Genomic DNA, 20517 nt, shown 5'->3' on the forward strand with positions numbered 1-20517 from the left:
GGACGCGCGTGTCGTCGTCGGGAGCCGGCCGGTCACGGCGCCACCCCGAAGACGGACAGCCCGGTCTGCTCGGGCAGGCCGACCATCAGGTTGGCGCACTGTACGGCCTGGCCGGCGGCGCCCTTGCCGAGGTTGTCGATGGCGCTGACCACGATCACCCGGCCCGAGTCGACGTCCACGGTCGCCTGCAGGTGGCAGGAGTTCGAGCCGAGGGTGGCGGCGGTGTGCGGCCACGATCCCTCGGGCAGCACGTGCACGAACGGCGCGTCCGCGTACGCCTCGGCGAGGACCGCGCGCGGGTCGGCGCCGGCGGCGGCCGGCACGGCGGTGACGGTGGCCAGGATGCCCCGCGGCATCGGCGCGAGCACCGGGGTGAACGAGAGGCTGGCCGCCCCGGTGGCCTGCTTGATCTCCGGCACGTGCTGGTGCGCCCCGACCTTGTACGGCGACAGGTCGCCCATCACCTCGCTGCCGAGCAGGTTCGTCTTGGCGGCCCGGCCGGCGCCGGAGGTGCCGGAGGCGGCGACCACCACCACGTCGGCGGGCTCGACCACCCCGGCGGCGACCAGCGGGGCGAGCGCCAGGGTGGTGGCGACCGCGTAGCACCCGGTGTTGGCGACCCGGTTCGCGGCGGCGATGGCCGGCCGCTGGCCGGGCAGTTCGGGCAGGCCGTAGGTCCAGGTGCCGGCGTGCGCGCCGCCGTAGTACCGCTGCCACGCGGCGGCGTCGCGCAGCCGGTGGTCGGCGCCGAGGTCGACCACCCGGACCGTCTCCGGCAGCCGGGCGGCCAGCGCCGCCGACTCGCCGTGCGGCAGGGCCAGGAAGACCAGGTCCGCGTCGGCCAGGGCGTCCGGTTCGGTCGGGCCGAGGACCAGGTCCAGCCCCGCGAGCTGCGGGTGTACGACGCTGGCCGGCTGGCCGGCCTGGCGGTGCGCGGTCGCGGCGACCAGGTCGAACTCCGGGTGCCCGGCGACCAGGCGCAGCAGTTCACCCCCGGCGTACCCACTCGCGCCAGCGACCCCGACACGTATTCCCATACCTACCTCCGCATGACTATGCAACAGAGGCTAGCAGGTGCGATCCGAGCGCTGCAATGCTATACGAACCCATGCATGACCATGTAGCCCGCGTCGCCGGATCGCCCAACCTCACGACAAGCCGAGGCCGCTGCCGTGACCGGGGCAGCACCGACGGTTGCGACGCAGCCCTACCTTCGTGCCGGACGGACGTGACGTGATCGAAGGGAACCCATGGAGCAGGAACTCGCCCGGCTCACGTTGCGGACGTCCTGGAGGGCATACGGTTCGTCCAGCTTCCGGTGATCGTGCTGACCAAGCAGATGCTCCGCCGGCCACGGGACCGTACGCACCTGGACATCCTGCGTCAGCACGGCCACGCCTGACGGCGGCTCACCGTCCGCGACCTGCCCGGCCTGCGGTCCTCGGCGGGCTCGACCCGGAGGACGGTTAGGAAGGGCCCCTTTTACTACCGGAAGCGTTAACAAGGGGCCCTTCCTTACACCCTAGGCGCCGCGCAGGGTGGCGCCGTGGCGGGCGGCGGCGCGGGCCACCGCCGTGTCGCGGGCGGCGACCGCCTCCTCGACGGTCAGCGTCCGGTCCGGGGCCCGGAAGGTGAGCTTGTACGCCAGCGACTTACGGCCGGCGCCCACCTGCTCGGAGACGTACACGTCGAAGAGGCGGACGTCCTCCAGCAGCTCCCCGGCACCCTCGACGAGGGCCCGCTGCACCTGCTCGGCCGGCACCGACTCGTCCACCACCAGGGCGACGTCGATCAGCGCGGGCGGGAACCCGGAGACCCCGGGCGCGGGTACCGTCGGCGCGGCCGGCAGCGCGTCCAGGTCCAGCTCCATGGCGCAGGTCCGGCGGGGCAGCTCCAGCCCGGCGAGGACGGCCGGGTGCAGCTCACCGGCGTGCCCGACGACGACGCCGTCGACCAGCAGCTCGGCGCAGCGGCCGGGGTGCCAGGGGGCGTGGTCGGCGGCCCGGACCTCGATCCGTCCGGCCGGCAGTTCGGCGGCGGCGAGCACCGCCCGACCGGCCTCGATCGCGTCCGCCCAGCCGGCCTGGCGGCCCGGTCCCCACCAGCCGGCGGGCTCGACGTCCCCGGTGAGCACGACGGCGACGTGCTGTGGCTGGGCCGGTACCACCGCGTCGGCGGCGGCGAACTCGGCGTCGGTGGGCCGCCGGTCGACGCCCATCGCGGGCGGGGTCCCGGCGTCGGGGCGCGGGTGGAACACCGTGCCGATCTCGTACAGGGCCAGGTCGCGCAGGCCCCGGCCGAGGTTGCGTCGGGCCGCCTCCAGCAGCGGGCCGAGCAGCGTGGTGCGCAGCAACGGCTCCTGCTCGGACAGCGGGTTGGCCAGCCGGACCGCCGGACGGCGCGGGTCGTCGGCGGGCAGGCCGAGCTGGTCGGCGAGCTGCGGGGCGACGAAGGGCTGGCTGAGCACCTCGACGTACCCCTGGTCGGCCAGGGACCGGGCGATCGCCCGGCGACGCCGCTGCCGCGCGGTCAGGCCCCGGCCGGGGGGCGCGGTGGGCAGCACCGAGGGCACCCGGTCGTACCCGTCGAGGCGGACCACCTCCTCGACCAGGTCGGCCGGGTCGGTCAGGTCGGGCCGCCAGCTCGGCGGGGTGACGGTGAGCACCTCGGCGTCGCCGGTGGTGGCGCCCACGCTGCCCGGGTCCTCGGCGAGCCGGTCGGCGTCCCGGGTGACGACGCAACCGACCTGCGTCAGGATGTCCACCACCCGCTCGGTCGGGTACCGCACCCCGACCCGCCGGCTGGGCAGGTCGGCCGGCAGCACCACCGGGGTACGCGGGGCGACGTGGTCGAGGTCGAGGATCTGCTCGCCGACGGTGCCGCCGCCGTGCTCGACGAGCAGCCGGACCGCCCGCTCGATGGCGACCAGCGGCAGGGCCGGGTCGACGCCCCGTTCCCAGCGCTTCGCCGCCTCGCTGAACAGCTTGTGCCGGCGGGCGGTGCGGCCGACCATCGCCGGGTCCCAGTGCGCGGCCTCGAAGAGCACGTCGGTGGTGCTGGCGACCACCTCGCTGGTCTCGCCGCCCATCACCGCGGCGAGCGAGACCGGGCCGGTGTCGTCGCAGATCACCATGTCCTCGGCGGCGAGGGTGCGGGCCACCCCGTCCAGGGTGGTCAGCTTCTCCCCCGCCTCGGCCCGGCGCACCACCAGGGGCCCGGCGATCCGCTCGGCGTCGAAGGCGTGCATCGGCTGGCCGAGTTCGAGCATCACGTAGTTGGTGATGTCGACCGGCAGGCTGATGCTGCGGATGCCGGCGACGGTGAGCCGCCGCTGCATCCACCCGGGGGTCCGCGCGGTCGGGTCGACGCCGCGCACCAGCCGGGCGGCGAACCGGTCGCAGCCGACGGTGTCGAGCACCCGCACCGGGTACGCCGGTTCGGTCGTGCCGGCGGGGGCGGGGGCCAGCCCCGGGTCGCGGAACGGCACGCCGAGCGCGAGGGACAGCTCCCGGGCCAGGCCGCGCACGCTGAGCGCGTACCCCCGGTCCGGGGTGACCTCCAGCTCCAGGACGACCTCGTCGAGGCCGACCACCGGGCGCGCGTCGTCGCCGGGCTTGGCCGCCACGTCGGCGGGGAGCACGATGATGCCGGAGTGGTCGTCGCCCAGCCCCAGTTCCTTGGCGGAGCAGATCATGCCGTGGGAGTTGCGGCCGTACGTCTTGCGGGCGCCGATGGCGAAGTCGCCGGGCAGCACCCCGCCGGGGAGGATCACCACGACCTTGTCGCCGGGGGCGAAGTTGCGCGCCCCGCAGACGATTTCCTGCGGCTCGCCGGTGCCGTTGGCGGCGCCGACGTCGACCCGGCAGAACCGGATCGGCTTCTTGAAGCCGGTCAGCTCCTCGATCTCCAGCACCTCGCCGACCACCAGCGGGCCGGTGACCGACTCCCGCAGGTCCTCGACGGCGTCCACCTCGATGCCGAGGTCGACCAGGGCCTGCTCCAGGTCACCGGTGGGCAGGTCGGCGGGGAGGTCGACGTACTCCCGCAGCCAGCTGACAGAAACTCGCATGACTCAGACCACCGTTCCCGTGTCTCGTACCCGCATCGCCTACGCCCCGACCCCGAACGCGCGGGTGAACCGCACGTCGCCCTCGACCATGTCGCGCATGTCGCCGACCCCGTGCCGGAACATGACGGTCCGGTCGATGCCCATGCCGAAGGCGAATCCGGAGTAGACCTCCGGGTCGATCCCGCAGGCCCGCAGCACCCGGGGGTTGACCATGCCGCAGCCGCCCCACTCGACCCACTGCGGGCCCTTGCGGTGCTCCGGGAACCAGACGTCGAACTCGGCGGACGGCTCGGTGAACGGGAAGTAGTGCGGCCGGAAGCGGGTCTTCGCGCCCTCGCCGAACATGGCGCGGGCGAAGTGGTCCAGGGTGCCGCGCAGGTGCGCCATGGTGATGCCCCTGTCCACCACCAGGCCCTCGACCTGGTGGAAGACCGGCGCGTGGGTGGCGTCCAACTCGTCGGTGCGGTACACCCGGCCCGGCACCACCACGTAGATCGGGGGCTTGCGGGTCAGCATGGTCCGCGCCTGCACCGGCGAGGTGTGGGTGCGCAGCACCAGACCGGACGAGTCCGCGCCCGCCGGGGGCGCGACGTGGAAGGTGTCCATCAGGCCCCGGGCGGGGTGGTCGGCGGGGATGTTCAGGGCGTCGAAGTTGGTCCACTCCAGCTCGACCTCGGGCCCCTCGGCCACCTCGTAGCCCATCCCGACGAAGAAGTCACTGATCCGCTCCATCAGCGTGGTGACCGGGTGCCGGGCGCCGGTCGGCCGCCGGCCGGACGGCAGGGTCACGTCGACCCGCTCCTCGACCAGCACCCGGGCGGCCTGCTCGCGCTCCAGGATCTCGGCGCGGGCGGCGTAGGCGGCCTCGACGGCGCGGCGGGCCTCGTTGACCCGTTTGCCGGCGTCGGACTTGGCGGCCGGCGGCAACGCGCCGATCTCCCGGCGGGCCAGCGACACCGGGGACCGGTCCCCCAGGTGCGCGGGGCGCAGCGCGGTCAGCGCGTCCGGGTCGGCCGCGTCGGCGAACGCCTTCTCGGCCTCGGCGACGGCGCCGGCCAGGGCGGCCGGGTCGAGCAGGGCGACCTGCTTCGGGTCGTACGGATCGTTGCGGTAGCTCATGGCGTACGGGCACTCCCTCACGGCGGTGCCGGCCCTCGCGGGCGGCGAAGCGAGTCTACGGACGCGCGGCTGTGCCGCAGCCCGCCGGTGGGAGTCGGGCAGGGGGAAGGGTCAGGCCCGCCGCCCGCCGACACCGGCGGGCTGGCTAAACGAACGCCGAAGCGCGTTCACCATCTCGGACGCTCTCCCCTGTGGTCTGACCACGCCGCACGGCTCACCGTGGGCGCAGTGCCCTGGCTGAAGCGTACAGGCAGACGGCAGCCGCCGCAGCCAGGTTGAGGCTCTCCGCGCGCCCGTGCAGCGGCACCCGGACCCGGGCGTCGGCGGCGGCGGTCAACTCCTCGGGCAGCCCGTGCGCCTCGGCGCCGAAGAGCCAGGCGGTCGGGGTGGCCAGCGCCCCTTCGTCGGCCAGGTCGTCCAGGTCGCGGTCGCCGTACCCGGTGGTGGCCAGGACGGTGAGGCCGGCGGCCCGCAGCGCGGCCACCACCTCGACCGGGTCGGCGGCGCGCACCACGTCGACGTGGAACAGGCTGCCGGCCGAGGAGCGCACGCACTTGCCGTTGTACGGGTCGACGGTCTCCCCGGCGAAGACCACCGCCTGCGCCCCGGCCGCGTCGGCGGTGCGCAGCACCGTGCCGGCGTTGCCGGGGTCGCGGATGCCGGCGAGCACCGCGACGAGGCGGGGCGCGCCGTCGAGCGCGGTCGCCAGCGGCACGTCCAGGTGCCGGCAGAGCGCGACGAGGCCCTGCGGGGCCACCGTCTCGGCGAGCGCGGCGAGGGCGTCGTCGGTGACCGGGGAGACGGGCACGCCGTCGTCCGCGGCCCGCCCGGCCAGGTCGGCGTACCGGTCCAGGGCGGCGGGGGTGCCGAAGAGCTCGGTGACCACGCCGTCGGCGGCGAGGGCCTCCCGGACGGCCTGCGGCCCCTCGGCGAGGAACCGGCCGGCGGTTTCGCGGTCCCGGCGACGGTGCAGCCGGCGGGCCGCGACGATCCGGGGCGTACGCGGGGTGAACAGCGGGGCCTCCGGTACGTCGTCGAGGCGCCTCCCGCGCGACGGTGACCGCATGGGAGACGCCTCGATGAGCTGGTACGGGTGGATCAGGCGGCCTGGGCCTTGGCCCCGCCGGTGCCCTCGGCTGCGACGGCCGCGCGGGCCACCTCGACCAGGGCCGCGAACGCGGTGGCGTCGTTGACGGCGAGGTCGGCCAGGATCTTGCGGTCCACCTCGACGCCGGCCAGCCGCAGCCCCTGGATCAGGCGGTTGTAGGTCATCCCGTTGGCACGGGCGCCCGCGTTGATCCGCTGGATCCAGAGCTGCCGGAAGTCGCCCTTGCGGTCACGACGGTCCCGGTAGGCGTACTGCAGCGAGTGCAGCATCTGCTCCTTGGCCTTGCGGTACATCCGGGACCGCTGGCCGCGGTAGCCACTCGCGGCCTCCAGCACGGAACGGCGCTTCTTCTGGGCGTTCACAGCCCGCTTGACGCGTGCCATCTCAACTCCTTCGTCGGTTCAGGTGGCGCGCGTCAGCGGCCGAGCAGCTTCTTGATTCGCTTGACGTCGGCCTTGGCCACCTCGACCGTGCCGGTCAGCCGGCGGGTCCGGGTGGAGGCCTTCTTCTCCAGGTTGTGGCGCATGCCGGCCTGCTGGGCGACGACCTTGCCCTTGCCGGTCACCTTGACCCGCTTGCCCATACCCGTGTGGCTCTTCATCTTCGGCATTGAACCGTCTTCTCCCCTGTCACTCGCCGGTGGTACCGGCGGGTCCGGCCGCCTCGGCCGGCGGTGCCTCGGCGGCACCGCTCTCCCGCTCACGCGGCCCCTGACCCCGGGCCGCCGTGGCGGCGGCCTTGGTGGCGCGGTGCGGCGCGAGCACCATGATCATGTTTCGACCGTCCTGCTTCGGAGCGGCCTCGACGTACCCCAGCTCCGAGATCTCGGACTCGAGCCGACGCAGGAGCCGGTACCCCAGCTCCGGGCGGCTCTGCTCCCGACCGCGGAACATGATCGTCACCTTGACCTTGTCGCCGGCCTTGAGGAACCGCACCACGTGACCCTTCTTGGTCTCGTAGTCGTGCGGGTCGATCTTGGGCCGGAGCTTCATCTCCTTGATGACGGTCTGCTGCTGGTTCCGCCGCGCTTCGCGCGCCTTCAGTGCGCTCTCGTACTTGAACTTGCCGAAGTCCATGAGCTTGCACACCGGCGGGCGCGCCATCGGCGCAACCTCGACCAGGTCCAGGTCGACGTCCGCGGCCAGCTGCAGGGCGCGCTCCAGCGGGACGATGCCCACCTGCTCACCCTCAGGGCCGACCAGTCGGACCTCACGTGCCCGGATCTGCTCGTTCACGCGTGGTTCGACGCTGATGGGGCCTCCTCGAGTCCGTAACTCCTGCGTGGCCGACCCCGCGGGCACCCGGGTGGGAGCCCGACCCGGAAAGCAGAAGGCCCCGGCGCATGCCAGGGCCCGCTCGACCGGTCGGCACGATCACATGATCGCGCATCCGGAACCGGGGCGTGCCCGGAACCGGTGACCGGACCCGACCGCCTCAGACGGCGACGCGGGTGGGAGCAGGCGCTCCACTTCGAGGCTGCCGGCCGCTCGCCAAGTGCCTGGTGAGCCGTGTGCACGGCAGAACCATGGTGATGGCGAACGCGGACAGCCTGGTCGACTCGACCACTCTACACCCTGGTCCCGAGCCACCCCACACCGGGGCGCGGCGGGTCAGGAGCGGCTGGGAGCGGAGGCGTGCGTCTGGTGCAGCCGGCGCAGCGCCCGGACCCCCTCGACCGCCGACTCCTTGTCGGCGGCCTGGAGGGCGACCATCGGCATCAGGTCGTCGTCGTGCAGTTCCAGGCTGGCCCAGGGGGCGCCCCGGTCGAACCGCACCCCCCGGATGACCTCCCAGGGCAGCTCGTACGAGCCGACGATGTTGCGGACCCGCACGCCCCAGGCGTCGGCCTGCACCCGGGGGCGGGTGAAGAGCAGGATGGCGAGCGCGCCGAGCACCCCGAGACCGACCATGGCGAACCCGTCGCCGCGCTGGAAGGTGCCGTACCCGTCGCCGGTCGGCCCCTGCAACGAGGCGCCGATCAGACTGAACGTCACGATCAACGCCACCGCGGAGGCCCAGCAGACCACCCGGATTCGACGGGGCCGCAGGGTCACCATCTCGGATCCACTCACCCCACCAGTCTGCCATCGTCCGCCGGTCGGGTCGCGGACGCCACCCGGACCGCCCGGCGGGCGCCCCGCCCGGAGACCAGCACGGCCACCAGCGTGAGCAGCGCGCCGAGCAGCACCGGCAGCCGCAGCCCGGTCCCGCCGGGCAGCAGCACGTCCAGCAGGAGCGCCCCGGTGAGCTGACCGGCGACCAGGGCCAGGCCGGTGCGCAGCACACCGAGCGCGCGCACCCCGACCAGCAGGCTGACCACGATCCCGAGGCCGAGCAGCCCGCCGGTGTAGAGGTACCAGGTGGGTGGCCAGGCCGGGGGCGGGCCGGCGAACGCGCCGACGGCGAGCGCGACGCCGAGCACCACCGGGGTACTGACCAGGAAGTTGACCAGGGTCCCGGCGGCGGCGGTGCTGGCGGCGGCGAGCCGCCCGTTGAGCGCGGTCTGCACCGCCACGGCCAGCCCGCCGCACGCGGCGAGCAGCACCACCCCGGGGGCCAGGTCACCGAGCGGGCGACCCACCTGGGCCAGGCCGACCGCGCCGACGCCGAGCAGGGCGCCGACGACGCGCGGCCCGGTCAGCGGGAACCGCCCGATCGGGGCCAGCCCCACCCGGTCCACCGCGAGGCCGCCGAGGCTGCCCCCGGCGACCTGGGCGATGGTGAACACGGCCACCCCGAGCACCGGCACCGCGTACGTGGCGATCACCACGATCGCCGCCCCGCCGAGCCCGCCGAGGTACGTCCACCAGGGCGGGCGGGTCCGGCGCAGCACCGCCAGGCCGGCCCGCATCGACGGCAGCACCGCCAGCGCGGCCAGCACCAGCAGGGTGCCGCCGAGGTTGTTCACCACCGCGCCGAGGACCGGGCTGCCGGCCCGCTCGCCCAACGCGGCGTTGACCGCGCCCTGGGCCGCCGAGGCGGTGCCGCCGAGCAGGACGACGCCCAGCGCCACCCCGGTCGGCAGCCGCCTCACAGCCGGCAGGCGTGCAGGTTGGTCACCAGGATCGCGCGGGCGCCCAGGTCGTACAGCTCGTCCATGATCCGGTGCACGTCGTCGCGCAGGACCATGGCCTGGACCGCCACCCAGCCCTCCCGGTGCAGCGGGGAGACCGTCGGGGACTCGATCCCCGGGGTCAGCGCGCTGGCCCGGTCCAGCAGGCCGGCCGGCACGTCGTAGGTGAGCATCACGTACCGGCGGGCGACCAGCACCCCGTGCAACCGGCGCAGGAGCTGGTCGGCCGGGGCGCACTCGGGGCCGTCGGCGCGGCGCACCATGATCGCCGAGGAGCGCAGCAGCGGCTCGCCGATGATCTCCAGGCCGGCCTGGCGCAGCGTGGCCCCGGTGGAGACGACGTCGGCGACCACGTCGGCGACACCGAGCCGGACCGCGTTCTCCACCGCGCCGTCGAGCCGGATCACGTCGGCGGCGAGGTCGTTGTCGGCGAGGTAGCGCCGGACCACCCCGGGGTAGGCGGTGGCGATCCGGTGCCCGCCCAGGTCCTTCTCGCTGGCGATGGCGCCCGGCCGGGCGGCGAAGCGGAAGGTGGCGGCGCCGAAGGCGAGGTCCAGGACCTCCTCGGCGGGGGCGCCGGAGTCGACCAGCAGGTCCCGGCCGGTGATGCCGAGGTCCAGGTCACCGGAGCCCACGTAGGTGGCGATGTCCTTGGGACGCAGGTAGAAGAACTCGACCTCGTTGGCCTCGTCCCAGCAGACCAGGTCCTTCGGGTCGCGGCGCTGGCGGTAACCCGCCTCGCGCAGCATCTGGGCGGCCGGCTCGGCCAGGGTGCCCTTGTTCGGTACGGCGACACGCAGCATGACGGAGTGCTCCTTCGATCGGGTCTGATCAACGGGTGAGGGCACTCACAGATGTCGGTAGACGTCCTTGAGCTCGAGACCGGTGGCGAGCATCAGCACCTGGGCCTGGTAGAGCAGTTGGGAGATCTCCTCGGCGGCCCGCTCCGGCCCCTCGTGCTCGGCCGCCATCCACGACTCGGCGGCCTCCTCGACGACCTTCTTGCCGATGAAGTGCACGCCCTTCTCGAGGGCGGCGACCGTGCCCGAGCCCGGGGTGCCGGCGGCGGCCTTGGCCTGCAGCTCGGCGAACAGCTCCTCGAACGTCTTCACGCCGCGATTCTTCCAGCCAGCCGGCGGACCCGCGCACCGGGTCGACCCCGTGCCACCTCGTGGTCACCGTCCCGCCCGACCAGCCCACCGGCCACGACCTGCATCGATGGGTCACAATTCCCACCAACATGGTGGGAAGATCATCGACGGCATCGAGGTGTGCCTCTACGCTGTCCGCCATGGCCAGCACCCCTCGTATCGCCGCGATCACCACCGCCGGCGCCGTCCTCTTCGCGGTCACCGCCTGCGCCCCGCAGGAGAACACCGCCTCACCCGACCCCGCCGGCCAGGCGGCCTGCACCAAGGAGAACCTGCAGACCCGTACCCCCGGCACGCTCACCATCGCCACCGACGAGCCGGCGTACCAGCCGTGGTTCGTCGACAACAAGCCCGACAACGGCGAGGGCTTCGAGTCCGCCGTCGCGTACGCGGTGGCCGAGAAGCTCGGGTACACCCGCGAGGAGGTGACCTGGACCCGGGTGAAGTTCGACGCCGCCATCGCCCCGGGCCCGAAGACCTTCGACTTCGACATCAACCAGTTCTCGATCACCGACGAACGCAAGCAGGCGGTCGACTTCTCCGCCCCGTACTACCTGGTCCGGCAGACCGTCATCGCGCTCAAGTCCTCGAAGATCGCCGGCAAGACGTCGCTGGCCGACCTCAAGGGCGCCAAGCTCGGCGCCCAGGTGGGAACGACCAGCTACCAGGCGATCACCGACCTGATCCAGCCCACGACGCAGCCGCAGGTCTACAACAGCAACGACGACGCTAAGAAGGCCCTCCAGAACGGCCAGCTCGACGGCCTCGTCGTCGACCTGCCCACCGCCTTCTACATCACCGGCGCGGAGATCGACGACGCGGTGATCGTCGGGCAGTTGCCGCAGGTCGGCGTCCCCGAGGCGTTCGGGCTGCTGCTCGACAAGGGCTCCCCGCTGACCGGCTGCGTCAGCAAGGTCGTCGGCGAGCTCGCCAGCACCGGCGGCCTCAAGCAGCTCGAGGAGAAGTGGCTCGCCCAGAGCGCCGGGGCTCCTGAGCTCACGTGACCGTCCCGCCCAGCAAGATCTCCCCGACCGCGTGGACCCCCTCGCCCGCCCAGCGGGAACGGGCCGCGTACCGGCGCCGGCAGACGGTGCTGAGCGTGCTGACCGCCGCCGTCTCCACGGCGGCGGTCGGCACGCTGCTGGTGTTCGCCGTCACCGGCGCGCCCGGCTGGCAGCGGGTCCGCGAGTCGTTCCTCGACCCGCGGATCGCCCGGGACGCCCTGCCCGAGGTGCTCACCGGCCTCTGGCTCAACGTCCGGCTGCTGCTCTGCTGCGCGGCCGGCGCGCTGCTGCTCGGGCTGCTGATCGCGGTGCTGCGGACCCTGCGCGGGCCGGTCTTCTTCCCGGTCCGGGCGCTCGCCGCCGGCTACACGTACACGTTCCGGGGCCTGCCGCTGATCATCGTGCTCTACCTGCTCACCCTCGGCGTGCCCGGCCTGCGGTTGCAGGGCATGCCGCCGGTGCTGGTGCTCGGCGGCCTGGCCCTGGTGCTCACCTACGGCGGGTACCTGGCCGAGGTGTTCCGCGCCGGCATCGAGTCGGTGCACCCCAGCCAGCTCGCCGCGGCCCGCTCGCTGGGGCTGACCTACCGGCAGACCATGCGGCACGTGGTGCTGCCGCAGGCCGTCCGCCGGGTGGCCCCGCCCCTGCTCAACGACGTGGTGGCGCTCCAGAAGGACGTCGGCCTGGTGTCCCTGGCCGGGCCGATCGACGCGGTCCGGGCCGCACAGATCGCCACCGCGCAGAGCTTCAACTACACCCCGTACATCGTGGCCGGGGTGCTCTTCGTCCTGCTCGCCATCCCCCTGATCGCCGTCACCGACCAGGTGACCCTGCGGGCGGCCCGCCGCCAGTCCGGAGGTTGACCGTGGCCGTGCTGCGCTGCCGGGGGCTCCGCAAGGTTCTCGCCGGGCACGTGGTGCTCGACCAGCTCGACCTGACCGTGGCCGAACACCAGGTGGTGGCGCTGATCGGCGCGTCCGGGTCGGGCAAGTCGACCCTGCTGCGCTGCGTCAACCTGCTGGAGGAACTGGACGACGGCATTATCGAACTCGACGGCGAGGAGATCTCCGACCCCCGGGTCGACCCCGACCGGGTCCGCCGCCGCATCGGCATGGTCTTCCAGTCGTACAACCTCTTCCCGCACCTGAGCGTGCTGGAGAACATCACCCTGGCCCCGCGCCGGGTGCACCGCCGGGCCCGCGCCGAGGCCGAGGCCCAGGCCCGCGACCTGCTCGACCGGGTCGGGCTGGGGGCGAAGGCCGACGCGTACCCGGACCGGCTCTCCGGCGGCCAGCAGCAGCGGGTGGCCATCGTCCGGGCCCTGGCCAACAATCCCCGGCTGCTCCTGCTCGACGAGGTCACCTCGGCCCTGGACCCGGAACTGGTCGGCGAGGTGCTGACCATGATCCGCGACCTGAAGTCCGAGGGGATGACCATGGTGCTCGCCACCCACGAGATGAGCTTCGCCCGCGACGTCGCCGACCAGGTCTGCTTCCTCGACGGCGGCCGGGTCGTCGAGACCGGGCCCCCGGAACAGGTCCTCGGCTCCCCCACCCAACCCCGCACCCGCCAGTTCCTGGCCCGCATCATCGAAGCCGGCCGGCTCTAGAAGGGTGTGCTCCGCGTGGGCCCGACGGGACCATGCCCCGCACACCCTGTCGAGCTGCCCCCACGAACGGGGCACGCCCGGAACCAGCGGGCGACCGGCGACAACGGAACCGTCGACCGCGACAGCACGGGCGGGCCCACGACCAGCCGAGCGAGGGTCCTACAGGCGGGGCAGCTCGACAGGCCGGGCGACGGTCCTGCGCCCGGGGCAGCTCGACAGGCCGGGGACAGCGGAACCGTCGGCCCGGACCGCCCACCCACAGGAGCACGGGGACCTGATGCGACGACGGCTGGGCTTGGCGACTCTCGGCATCCTGGTGGCCACCACGCTGACGAGCTGCGGCACACCGGAGAGCACCGCCGGGGCGCCGACCGAGAGCGCGAGCCCCACCGGCGCGGCCGAGCCGTTCGTCCCCGAGGCCGGGGTCTGCCACCCCGAGGTCGAGACGGTCGGCTACCGCGCCCTGTACACGGTGGTGGACTGTGCGAAGGTCCACCGCACCGAGACCGTGCACGTCGGCACCTTCACGGGCCAGCACGCCGACCGGCTCGCCCCGCCCCCGCCCGGCTCGGACCCGATGCGGGCCGCCTTCGACGACTGCGACACCCGGACGGCCGCCTTCGTCGGCGCCGACTGGCGGAACGGGCTGATGACCATCCAGGTGGTCGTCCCCGAGCCCAGGGACTGGACCGCCGGCAGCCGCTGGTACCGCTGCGACGTCTTCACCCTGCCCGCGCTCGACGGCGTCGCCGGTTACGCCCCGGCCGACCTGGCCGTGGAGCGCGCCGGCACCCTGCGCGGGGCGCTGACCAAGCCGTCGCCGCTGGCCCACGGCTGCTTCTACGAGGACAAGTACAAGACGCTGGAGCCGATCCCCTGCACCAAACGGCACCGTTTCGAGTACGTCGGGGTCTGGACCGCGCCGGACGGCCCGTACGAGCAGGTGAACGACGACCCGGACGCGATCCACGACGAGTGCGGCACGGTGGTCGCCGACTACGTCGCGAAAGCGCCGGAGGCGACGTTTCCGCGTGAGATCGGCACGGCGTACCGGTTCCCCTCACCGCAGGCGTGGGAACGCGGCGACCGGGGGATCCGCTGCTTCTACTGGTCCCCGGAACGGAACCGCACCCGGTCCCTGTTGAAGGGCTGAGACGCGGTCCCGGGAGGCCTCAGCCGGTGAAGCCGACGCGGTGGCCGTTGGTGGCGCCGAGGCCCCGGATGGCCAGGGCGGCGTCGAGGGCGGCGACCGTGGCCGCCCAGCCCTTGTCCTCGGCCGAGCCGGGCAGCCCGGCACGGTCGCGGGCCTGGTCGATGGTGTCCACGGTCAGCACGCCGTGGGCCACCGGCTTGCCCTCGTCGAGCGCGACCCGGGTCAGGCCGTCGGTGACCGAGCGGCAGACGTAGTCGAAGTGGGCGGTGGCGCCCCGGACGACGACGCCGAGGGCGACCACCACGTCGCAGCGGCGGGCCAGGGCCTGCGCGACGACCGGGAGTTCGACCGAGCCGGCGACCCGGGCGACGACGGCGCGGGCGCCGCACGCCTGCGCCGCCGCGACCGCCCGGTCGAGCATGTGGTCGGTCAGGTCGCCGTGCCAGCGCGCGGCCACCACGCCGACGGTCAGGCCGGCGGCGTCGACCGCCTCCACCCCGGGTTCCCCGAAGCCTGCCATGATCATGCTCCGATCTCGTCGCCGGCGGCCCGTCTGCCGGCCGGGGTCTCGGTGATGTCGTCCAACTCGTCGAGCAGGTGTCCCATCCGGTCCCGCTTGGTGCGCAGGTACCGGACGTTCTCCGGGTGCGGGCGGATCGGCAGGCCCTCCCGGCCGAGGATGGTCAGCCCGTAGCCTTCCAGGCCGGCCCGCTTGGCCGGGTTGTTGGTGAGCAGCCGCATCGAGCGGACCCCGAGGTCGTAGAGGATCTGCGCGCCGGTGCCGTAGTCCCGGGCGTCGGCGGGCAGGCCCAGGTCGAGGTTCGCGTCGACGGTGTCCCGGCCGAGGTCCTGGAGCTGGTACGCCTGGAGCTTGTGCAGCAGCCCGATGCCACGCCCCTCGTGCCCGCGGACGTAGAGGACCACGCCGCGGCCCTCCGTGGCGACCCGGGCCAGGGCGGCGTCCAACTGGGGGCCGCAGTCGCAGCGCAGCGAGCCGAAGACGTCGCCGGTGAGGCACTCGGAGTGCACCCGGACCAGGACGTCCTGCCCGTCGCCGAGGTCCCCCATGACCATGGCGACGTGCTCGGCGGGGTCGTGTTCGGCGCGGTAGCCCATCGCCCGGAACACCCCGTGCCGGGTCGGCATCCGGGCCTCGGCGACCAGCTCGACCTGCTTCTCGGTACGCCGCCGGTGGGCGATCAGGTCGGCGATGGTGACCAGGGTCAGGCCGTGCTCGGCGCAGAACTTCTCCAGGTCGGGCAGGCGCATCATGGTGCCGTCGTCGTTGACCAGCTCGCAGATCACCCCGGCCGGGCGCAGCCCGGCGAGCCGGGTCAGGTCCACCGCCGCCTCGGTGTGCCCGGGACGGCGCAGCACCCCGCCGGGGCGGGCGCGCAGCGGCACCAGGTGCCCGGGGCGGGCCAGGTCGGCCGGGCCGGTGGCCGGGTCGGCGAGCAGCCGGATGGTGTGCGCCCGGTCGGCGGCGGAGATGCCGGTGGTGATCCCCTCCCGGGCGTCCACGGTCACCGTGTACGCGGTGCCCCGCCGGTCCTGGTTGGTGTGGTGCATCGGCGGCAGGTCGAGCCGGTCGGCCTCCGCCTCGGTCAACGGTACGCAGATGTAGCCGGAGGTCCAGCGGACCATGAAGGCCAGCAGCTCCGGGGTGGCGAGTTCGGCGGCGAAGATCAGGTCGCCCTCGTTCTCCCGGTCGGCGTCGTCGACCACGACGACGGGGCGACCGGCGGCGATGTCCGCCAGCGCCTGCTCGATACTGCCGAATCCGCTGGTCGGGGCGGCGTCGGTGGGTGTCCGGTCCGGTTCGTCTCGCTCGTTCATGCCACGGCCTCCGAGTAGGTCGACGGGATCGGGCTGCGGGCCGGGCGCAGGGCCCGGGAGGTACGCCACCAGGTGGCCAGGCCGGCGGCGCAGAAGACGCCGTACAGCAGGTACATCGCCGCCGACGGGTAGAAGCCGCCGCGCAGCAGCAGCGGTACGCCGACCGCGTCCACGGCGATCCAGATCAGCCAGAAGTCCACCCAGCCCCGGGCCATGCCGTACGTGGCGAGCAGGCTGCCGACCAGGATCCAGGCGTCCGGCAGCGGCCCCCAGGAGCCGAGGGCGGCGAGCACCGGGTACGCCACGGCGGTGCCGAGCGCGGCGGCGGCCAGCAGGCCCAGCCGCTCCCGCCCGGTGGCCCAGCGGGGGGCCACCGCCGCCCCGTCGGGTGCGGTGCCGAGCCGCCGGGTCCGGCCCCAGCGCCACCAGCCGTAGAGGCTGACCGCGAAGAAGAAGACCTGCCGGCCGGCCTGGCCGTACAGGTCGTGGGCCTGCGGGGTGGCGAAGACCCCGCCGAGGAAGACGGTGAGCAGCAGCGCGTTGCCGACCATGCCGACCGGCCACGCCCAGACCACCCGGCGCAGCCCGAGCAGCGCCGAGGCGAGTCCGAAGCCGTTGCCGACGATCTCGCGGACCAGCACCGGCTCACCGGCGATCTGCGTCTGGGCGTGCAGCAGCCAGGTCAGCGGGTCCATCAGGCGTCCCCGCCGGGCAGTCGGGGGCCGAGCAGCCGCTCGACGTACTTGGCCAGCACGTCGACCTCCAGGTTGACCGGGTCGCCGACGCCCCTGCCGCCGAGGGTGGTCAGCGTGAGGGTGGTCGGGATCAGCCCGACGGTGAACCAGTCCGCGCCGACCCCGGCGACGGTGAGCGACACCCCGTCGACGGTGATCGAGCCCTTCTCCACGACGTACCGGGCCAGGGTGTCGGGGAGCCGGAAGCGGACCGTCTCCCACTGCTCGGCCGGCTCCCGGGCGGTCACCTCGCCGACCCCGTCGACGTGGCCCTGCACCAGGTGGCCGCCGAGCCGGGAGCCGAGCGCGGCGGCCCGTTCCAGGTTGACCGGGTCGCCGGGGCGCAGCGCGCCGAGGGCGGAGCGGCGCAGGGTCTCCCCCATCACGTCGGCGGTGAAGACGTCGCCGTCGACGTCGACCACGGTGAGACAGACCCCGTTGACCGCGATCGAGTCGCCGTGCCGGGCGTCGCTGGTGACCAGCGGCCCGCGCAGGGCGAACAGCGCCGAGTCGCCGCCCGTCGACGTCGTCCGGACGACCTCACCCAGTTCCTCGACGATGCCGGTGAACATGTCAGCTCTCCCTCTTCCGGGGTACCGCGGTGATGCGCAGGTCGGGGCCGATCTGCGTAACGTCGGTCACGTCGAGGTCGATGGCCTCCGTGATGGTGCCCACACCGGCGTCGACCAGCGCGGCCGGCCCGGCGCCGAGCAGCCGGGGCGCGACGTAGCCGACCACCCGGTCGACCAGGCCGGCGGCGAGGAACGCGCCGGCCAGCCGGGGCCCGCCCTCCAGCAGCGCCGCCCGGATCCCGCGCTCGTGCAGGGCGGCCAGCAGCGCGGTCAGGTCCACCCGGCCCGCCGGGTCGAACCCGACCTCCTTGCCGGTGGCGATCCAGGTCCGGGCCGCGCCGTCGCGGACCCGGGCGTCGAGCGGGGTACGGCCGGCCGAGTCGACCACCACCCGCAGCGGCTGGCGGATGGCGAGGCTGCCGTCGCGCAGGTTGCGGGCGGTGAGCCGGGGGTCGTCGGCGAGGACGGTGCCGACCCCGGCGATCACCGCGTCGACCGTGCCGCGCAGCGCGTGCACGTCGATCCGGGACGCCTCGGAGGTGATCCACATGCTGGTGCCGTCGGCGGCGGCGGCCCGGCCGTCCAGGGTCGCGGCGTACTTCCAGATCACGTACGGCCGGCCCCGGCGTACCGAGGTCAGCCAGGCGACGTTGCCGGCCTCGGCCTCGTCGGCGCGGACCCCGACGTCCACCCGGACCCCGGCGGCGCGCAGCGTCTCCGCCCCACCGGTGGCGACCGGGTCCGGGTCCGGCACGGCGATCACCACCCGGGCCACCCCGGCGTTGATCAGCGCGGTGCTGCAGGGGCCGGTGCGGCCGGTGTGGTCGCAGGGTTCCAGGGTGACCACGGCGGTGCCGCCCCGGGCCCGCTCACCGGCCTGGGCCAGCGCGACGATCTCCGCGTGCGGCCCGCCGGCGTAGGCGTGGAAGCCCTCCCCGACGACCTGGCCGGCGGCGTCGAGCAGCACGCAGCCGACCACCGGGTTGGGGCTGGTGGTGCCGAGACCACGGGCCGCGAGTTCGATCGCGCGACGCATCGCCTCGTCGACGGAGACCCCGGTCATCGCCTGTTCCTGCCCTCTCGCTCGCCGGTCGCGCGCAGGCGGTGAGAGCAGGCGGCGGCGGAGGCCGGGAACGGCACAGCCGCCCCGGGGGGACCCACGCGCGGCGGCTGAGGTCAGCGGCCGGCAGGGCCCATCCGTCCCGCGCGCTGTCTCCCATCCGGACTGTCTGAGCGCGGTGGTGCCGCACTCAACCGTCGGCCCCGGATTCTCACCAGGTCCACCGGGCGGCCGAGGCCGTCCGGGTCGCGGGCTTACCACGGTCGGACCGTGGATCACCGCCGGTTCGGAATTACACCGAGTCCCGCCAGCGCGTGGTGGGTACCTGAAGAAGTCTTACACGACAATGCCCCGATGTCGCTATTCCCGCGTGCTTACTCACAGGGAGCGGCGTCGGTCCACCGCGACGTACGAGCCGGGTTGGCTCTTGGCGACCGTCTTCATCTCCGAGGCGGTGGCGATCGCGGCGAGCGGATCGGTGATCCGTTTGCCGGCGTCGGAGAGCGAGACGCCGATGGAGAGGGTGACCAGGGCGGCCCGGCGGATGTTGCCCCGCCGGTCCTTCAACTCGACGAACCCGCGTTCCCGGTCGGTGGGGTCGTAGAGCGCGTCGGCGGCGCTCTCGAAGTCGACCACGGCGCGGGAGGTCAGCGGGCGGACCTGCTCGGGGCTGCACACGATCACGAAGTCGTCGCCGCCGACGTGACCGAGGAAGGCCGGCGGCAGGCCCACCGTGACCAGGGCCCGGTGCAGGCTGCGGGCCAGCGCGGAGATGAACTCGTCGCCCCGGACGAAGCCGTACCGGTCGTTGACGCTCTTGAACCGGTCGATGTCGATGTAGCCGACCGCGTAGTCGGCGCCGCTGCGGACCCGGTCGCCGATCTCCCGGCGGATCCGGCTGTTGCCGGGCAGCCCGGTCAGCGGCGAGACCTCCCGGAACTCCTTGTTGCGCCGCAACGTGGAGCTGACCCGGGCCACCAGTTCGGCGGTGTCGAAGGGCTTGACCAGGTAGTCGTCGGCGCCGGCGGCGAGCCCGTGCACCTTGTCCACGGTCATCCCCTTGGCGGTCAGCATGATCACCGGCAGGGCGGAGGTCATCGGGTCGGCGCGCAGCCGGCGGGTCAGTTCGAGCCCGTCGATGCGGGGCATCATCAGGTCGACCACGGCCAGGTCCGGCCGGCGACGCTCGATGACCTCCAGGGCCTCCTGGCCGTCGGCGGCGTGGATCACGTCGAAGCCGTGCAGCCGCAGGTTGAACTCGACGAAACGGGCGATGTCCGCGTCGTCGTCGACGACGAGGATGACATCGGGCCGGTCGCCGTCGGCGTCCATGCTCAGTGCCCGCCGCCGGCGCGCTCGGCGAGGGCCCGCAGCTTGCGGACCGCCTCGGCGGGATCGGCGGCGCCGTAGACGGCGGTGCCGGCGACGAAGGCGTCCGCGCCGGCCTCGGCGGCCTGCTCGATGGTGTCGGCGGCGATCCCGCCGTCGACCTCGATGCGCAGGTCCAGGTGGCCGGCGGCGACGTGCCGCCGGGCGGCCCGGACCTTGTCCAGCAGGTGCGGGATGAACCGCTGCCCGCCGAACCCGGCCTTGATCGTCATGATCAGCAGAGTGTCGAAGCTGGGCAGCAGGTCCAGGTACGGCTCGATCGGGGTGTCCCGGTCGATCGCCAGCCCCGCCTTGGCCCCGGCCGAGCGCAGGTCCTTGGCGAGCGCGACCGGGTCGTCACACGCCTCGGCGTGGAAGGTGACGTTGTACGCCCCGGCGTCGGCGTACCCGGGGGCCCAGCGGCGCGGGTCCTCAATCATGAGGTGCACGTCGAACGGGATCTCGGTCGCCGCCCGCAGGCTCTGCACCACGGGCAGGCCGATGGTCAGGTTGGGCACGAAGTGGTTGTCCATGACGTCGACGTGGGCCCAGTCCGCCGCGCCCTCGACGGCGCGGATCTCCTCGGCCAGGCGGGCGAAGTCGGCGGCCAGGATGCTCGGCGCGATGATCGGCGGAGGTACGGTCACCGGGCCAGTGTACG

22 protein-coding genes and 1 riboswitch are annotated in these 20517 nt (G+C 73.8%); of the genes, 4 read left to right on the forward strand and 18 right to left on the reverse strand.

Annotated features, from left to right (window positions below):
* Positions 1-32 precede the first annotated feature (32 nt).
* The 11 genes from argC to ACQUFX_RS14210 all read right to left on the reverse strand — a co-directional run bounded on the left by argC (position 33) and on the right by ACQUFX_RS14210 (position 10481).
* Entirely contained in the window at positions 33-1037 is a 1005-nt protein-coding gene (gene argC, locus ACQUFX_RS14160; protein ID WP_428966498.1) for an N-acetyl-gamma-glutamyl-phosphate reductase, read from the reverse strand.
* 485 nt (positions 1038-1522) lie between these two features.
* On the reverse strand, positions 1523-4069 hold the full coding sequence (gene pheT / locus ACQUFX_RS14165; RefSeq protein WP_428966499.1) for a phenylalanine--tRNA ligase subunit beta: 2547 nt from the start codon (positions 4067-4069) through the stop codon (positions 1523-1525).
* 39 nt (positions 4070-4108) lie between these two features.
* On the reverse strand, positions 4109-5188 hold the full coding sequence (gene pheS, locus ACQUFX_RS14170) for a phenylalanine--tRNA ligase subunit alpha (RefSeq protein ID WP_428966500.1): 1080 nt from the start codon (positions 5186-5188) through the stop codon (positions 4109-4111).
* A gap of 214 nt (positions 5189-5402) precedes the next feature.
* On the reverse strand, positions 5403-6254 hold the full coding sequence (locus tag ACQUFX_RS14175) for a TrmH family RNA methyltransferase (protein WP_428966501.1): 852 nt from the start codon (positions 6252-6254) through the stop codon (positions 5403-5405).
* Positions 6255-6286: 32 nt separating this feature from the next.
* A complete protein-coding gene (gene rplT, locus ACQUFX_RS14180) occupies positions 6287-6679 on the reverse strand; it encodes a 50S ribosomal protein L20 (RefSeq protein WP_428966502.1) in 393 nt (130 codons plus the stop codon).
* Between the two features lie 32 nt (positions 6680-6711).
* On the reverse strand, positions 6712-6906 hold the full coding sequence (gene rpmI / locus ACQUFX_RS14185; protein ID WP_067368906.1) for a 50S ribosomal protein L35: 195 nt from the start codon (positions 6904-6906) through the stop codon (positions 6712-6714).
* Between the two features lie 19 nt (positions 6907-6925).
* Positions 6926-7531, reverse strand: a complete 606-nt coding sequence (infC, locus tag ACQUFX_RS14190) for a translation initiation factor IF-3 (RefSeq protein WP_428966503.1) — start codon at positions 7529-7531, stop codon at positions 6926-6928.
* A gap of 375 nt (positions 7532-7906) precedes the next feature.
* Positions 7907-8353: a PH domain-containing protein gene (locus tag ACQUFX_RS14195; RefSeq protein WP_067368909.1), complete on the reverse strand. Its 447-nt coding sequence runs from the start codon at positions 8351-8353 to the stop codon at positions 7907-7909.
* An 11-nt stretch (positions 8354-8364) separates the two neighbouring features.
* Positions 8365-9330 carry a DMT family transporter gene (locus ACQUFX_RS14200; protein ID WP_428966504.1) on the reverse strand — a complete coding sequence of 322 codons (966 nt, stop codon included), beginning with the start codon at positions 9328-9330 and terminating at the stop codon, positions 8365-8367.
* Complete coding sequence (gene hisG, locus ACQUFX_RS14205) at positions 9327-10172, reverse strand: ATP phosphoribosyltransferase (RefSeq protein WP_428966505.1); 846 nt, start codon at positions 10170-10172, stop codon at positions 9327-9329. Before hisG ends, ACQUFX_RS14200 begins: the two co-directional genes overlap by 4 nt.
* A gap of 45 nt (positions 10173-10217) precedes the next feature.
* Positions 10218-10481, reverse strand: coding sequence for a phosphoribosyl-ATP diphosphatase (locus ACQUFX_RS14210; RefSeq protein ID WP_036375234.1), 264 nt, complete (start codon positions 10479-10481; stop codon positions 10218-10220).
* Positions 10482-10660: 179 nt separating this feature from the next.
* Here ACQUFX_RS14210 and ACQUFX_RS14215 point away from each other — a divergent pair, with 179 nt between their 5' ends.
* The 4 genes from ACQUFX_RS14215 to ACQUFX_RS14230 all read left to right on the forward strand — a co-directional run bounded on the left by ACQUFX_RS14215 (position 10661) and on the right by ACQUFX_RS14230 (position 14286).
* On the forward strand, positions 10661-11524 hold the full coding sequence (locus ACQUFX_RS14215) for an ABC transporter substrate-binding protein (protein ID WP_428966506.1): 864 nt from the start codon (positions 10661-10663) through the stop codon (positions 11522-11524).
* On the forward strand, positions 11521-12387 hold the full coding sequence (locus ACQUFX_RS14220) for an amino acid ABC transporter permease (RefSeq protein WP_428966507.1): 867 nt from the start codon (positions 11521-11523) through the stop codon (positions 12385-12387). The genes ACQUFX_RS14215 and ACQUFX_RS14220 overlap by 4 nt, the downstream gene beginning before the upstream one ends.
* Positions 12388-12389: 2 nt before the next feature.
* The gene (locus tag ACQUFX_RS14225; protein ID WP_428966508.1) at positions 12390-13133 is read left to right on the forward strand and encodes an amino acid ABC transporter ATP-binding protein; all 744 of its coding nucleotides are present in this window, start codon (positions 12390-12392) and stop codon (positions 13131-13133) included.
* A gap of 277 nt (positions 13134-13410) precedes the next feature.
* The gene (locus ACQUFX_RS14230; RefSeq protein ID WP_428966509.1) at positions 13411-14286 is read left to right on the forward strand and encodes a septum formation family protein; all 876 of its coding nucleotides are present in this window, start codon (positions 13411-13413) and stop codon (positions 14284-14286) included.
* A gap of 19 nt (positions 14287-14305) precedes the next feature.
* Here the strand turns inward: ACQUFX_RS14230 and ribH are convergent, their stop codons facing one another.
* From ribH to rpe, 7 genes are all read right to left on the reverse strand, one after another.
* On the reverse strand, positions 14306-14806 hold the full coding sequence (gene ribH, locus ACQUFX_RS14235) for a 6,7-dimethyl-8-ribityllumazine synthase (protein WP_428966948.1): 501 nt from the start codon (positions 14804-14806) through the stop codon (positions 14306-14308).
* 2 nt (positions 14807-14808) lie between these two features.
* Entirely contained in the window at positions 14809-16122 is a 1314-nt protein-coding gene (locus ACQUFX_RS14240; RefSeq protein WP_428966510.1) for a bifunctional 3,4-dihydroxy-2-butanone-4-phosphate synthase/GTP cyclohydrolase II, read from the reverse strand.
* Positions 16119-16817, reverse strand: a complete 699-nt coding sequence (gene pnuC / locus ACQUFX_RS14245) for a nicotinamide riboside transporter PnuC (RefSeq protein WP_428966511.1) — start codon at positions 16815-16817, stop codon at positions 16119-16121. Before pnuC ends, ACQUFX_RS14240 begins: the two co-directional genes overlap by 4 nt.
* Entirely contained in the window at positions 16817-17428 is a 612-nt protein-coding gene (locus ACQUFX_RS14250; RefSeq protein WP_428966512.1) for a riboflavin synthase, read from the reverse strand. Before ACQUFX_RS14250 ends, pnuC begins: the two co-directional genes overlap by 1 nt.
* 1 nt (position 17429) lies before the next feature.
* On the reverse strand, positions 17430-18491 hold the full coding sequence (gene ribD, locus ACQUFX_RS14255; RefSeq protein WP_428966513.1) for a bifunctional diaminohydroxyphosphoribosylaminopyrimidine deaminase/5-amino-6-(5-phosphoribosylamino)uracil reductase RibD: 1062 nt from the start codon (positions 18489-18491) through the stop codon (positions 17430-17432).
* Between the two features lie 141 nt (positions 18492-18632).
* Positions 18633-18804, reverse strand: a riboswitch (FMN riboswitch).
* 62 nt (positions 18805-18866) lie between these two features.
* Positions 18867-19820 (reverse strand): GGDEF domain-containing response regulator, encoded by a 954-nt coding sequence (locus tag ACQUFX_RS14260; RefSeq protein ID WP_428966514.1) that lies wholly within the window; start codon positions 19818-19820, stop codon positions 18867-18869.
* Between the two features lie 2 nt (positions 19821-19822).
* A complete protein-coding gene (rpe, locus tag ACQUFX_RS14265) occupies positions 19823-20503 on the reverse strand; it encodes a ribulose-phosphate 3-epimerase (RefSeq protein WP_428966515.1) in 681 nt (226 codons plus the stop codon).
* Positions 20504-20517 lie beyond the last annotated feature (14 nt).

It is taken from the genome of Micromonospora fluostatini (assembly GCF_050410825.1).
Lineage (GTDB): Bacteria > Actinomycetota > Actinomycetes > Mycobacteriales > Micromonosporaceae > Micromonospora > Micromonospora rosaria.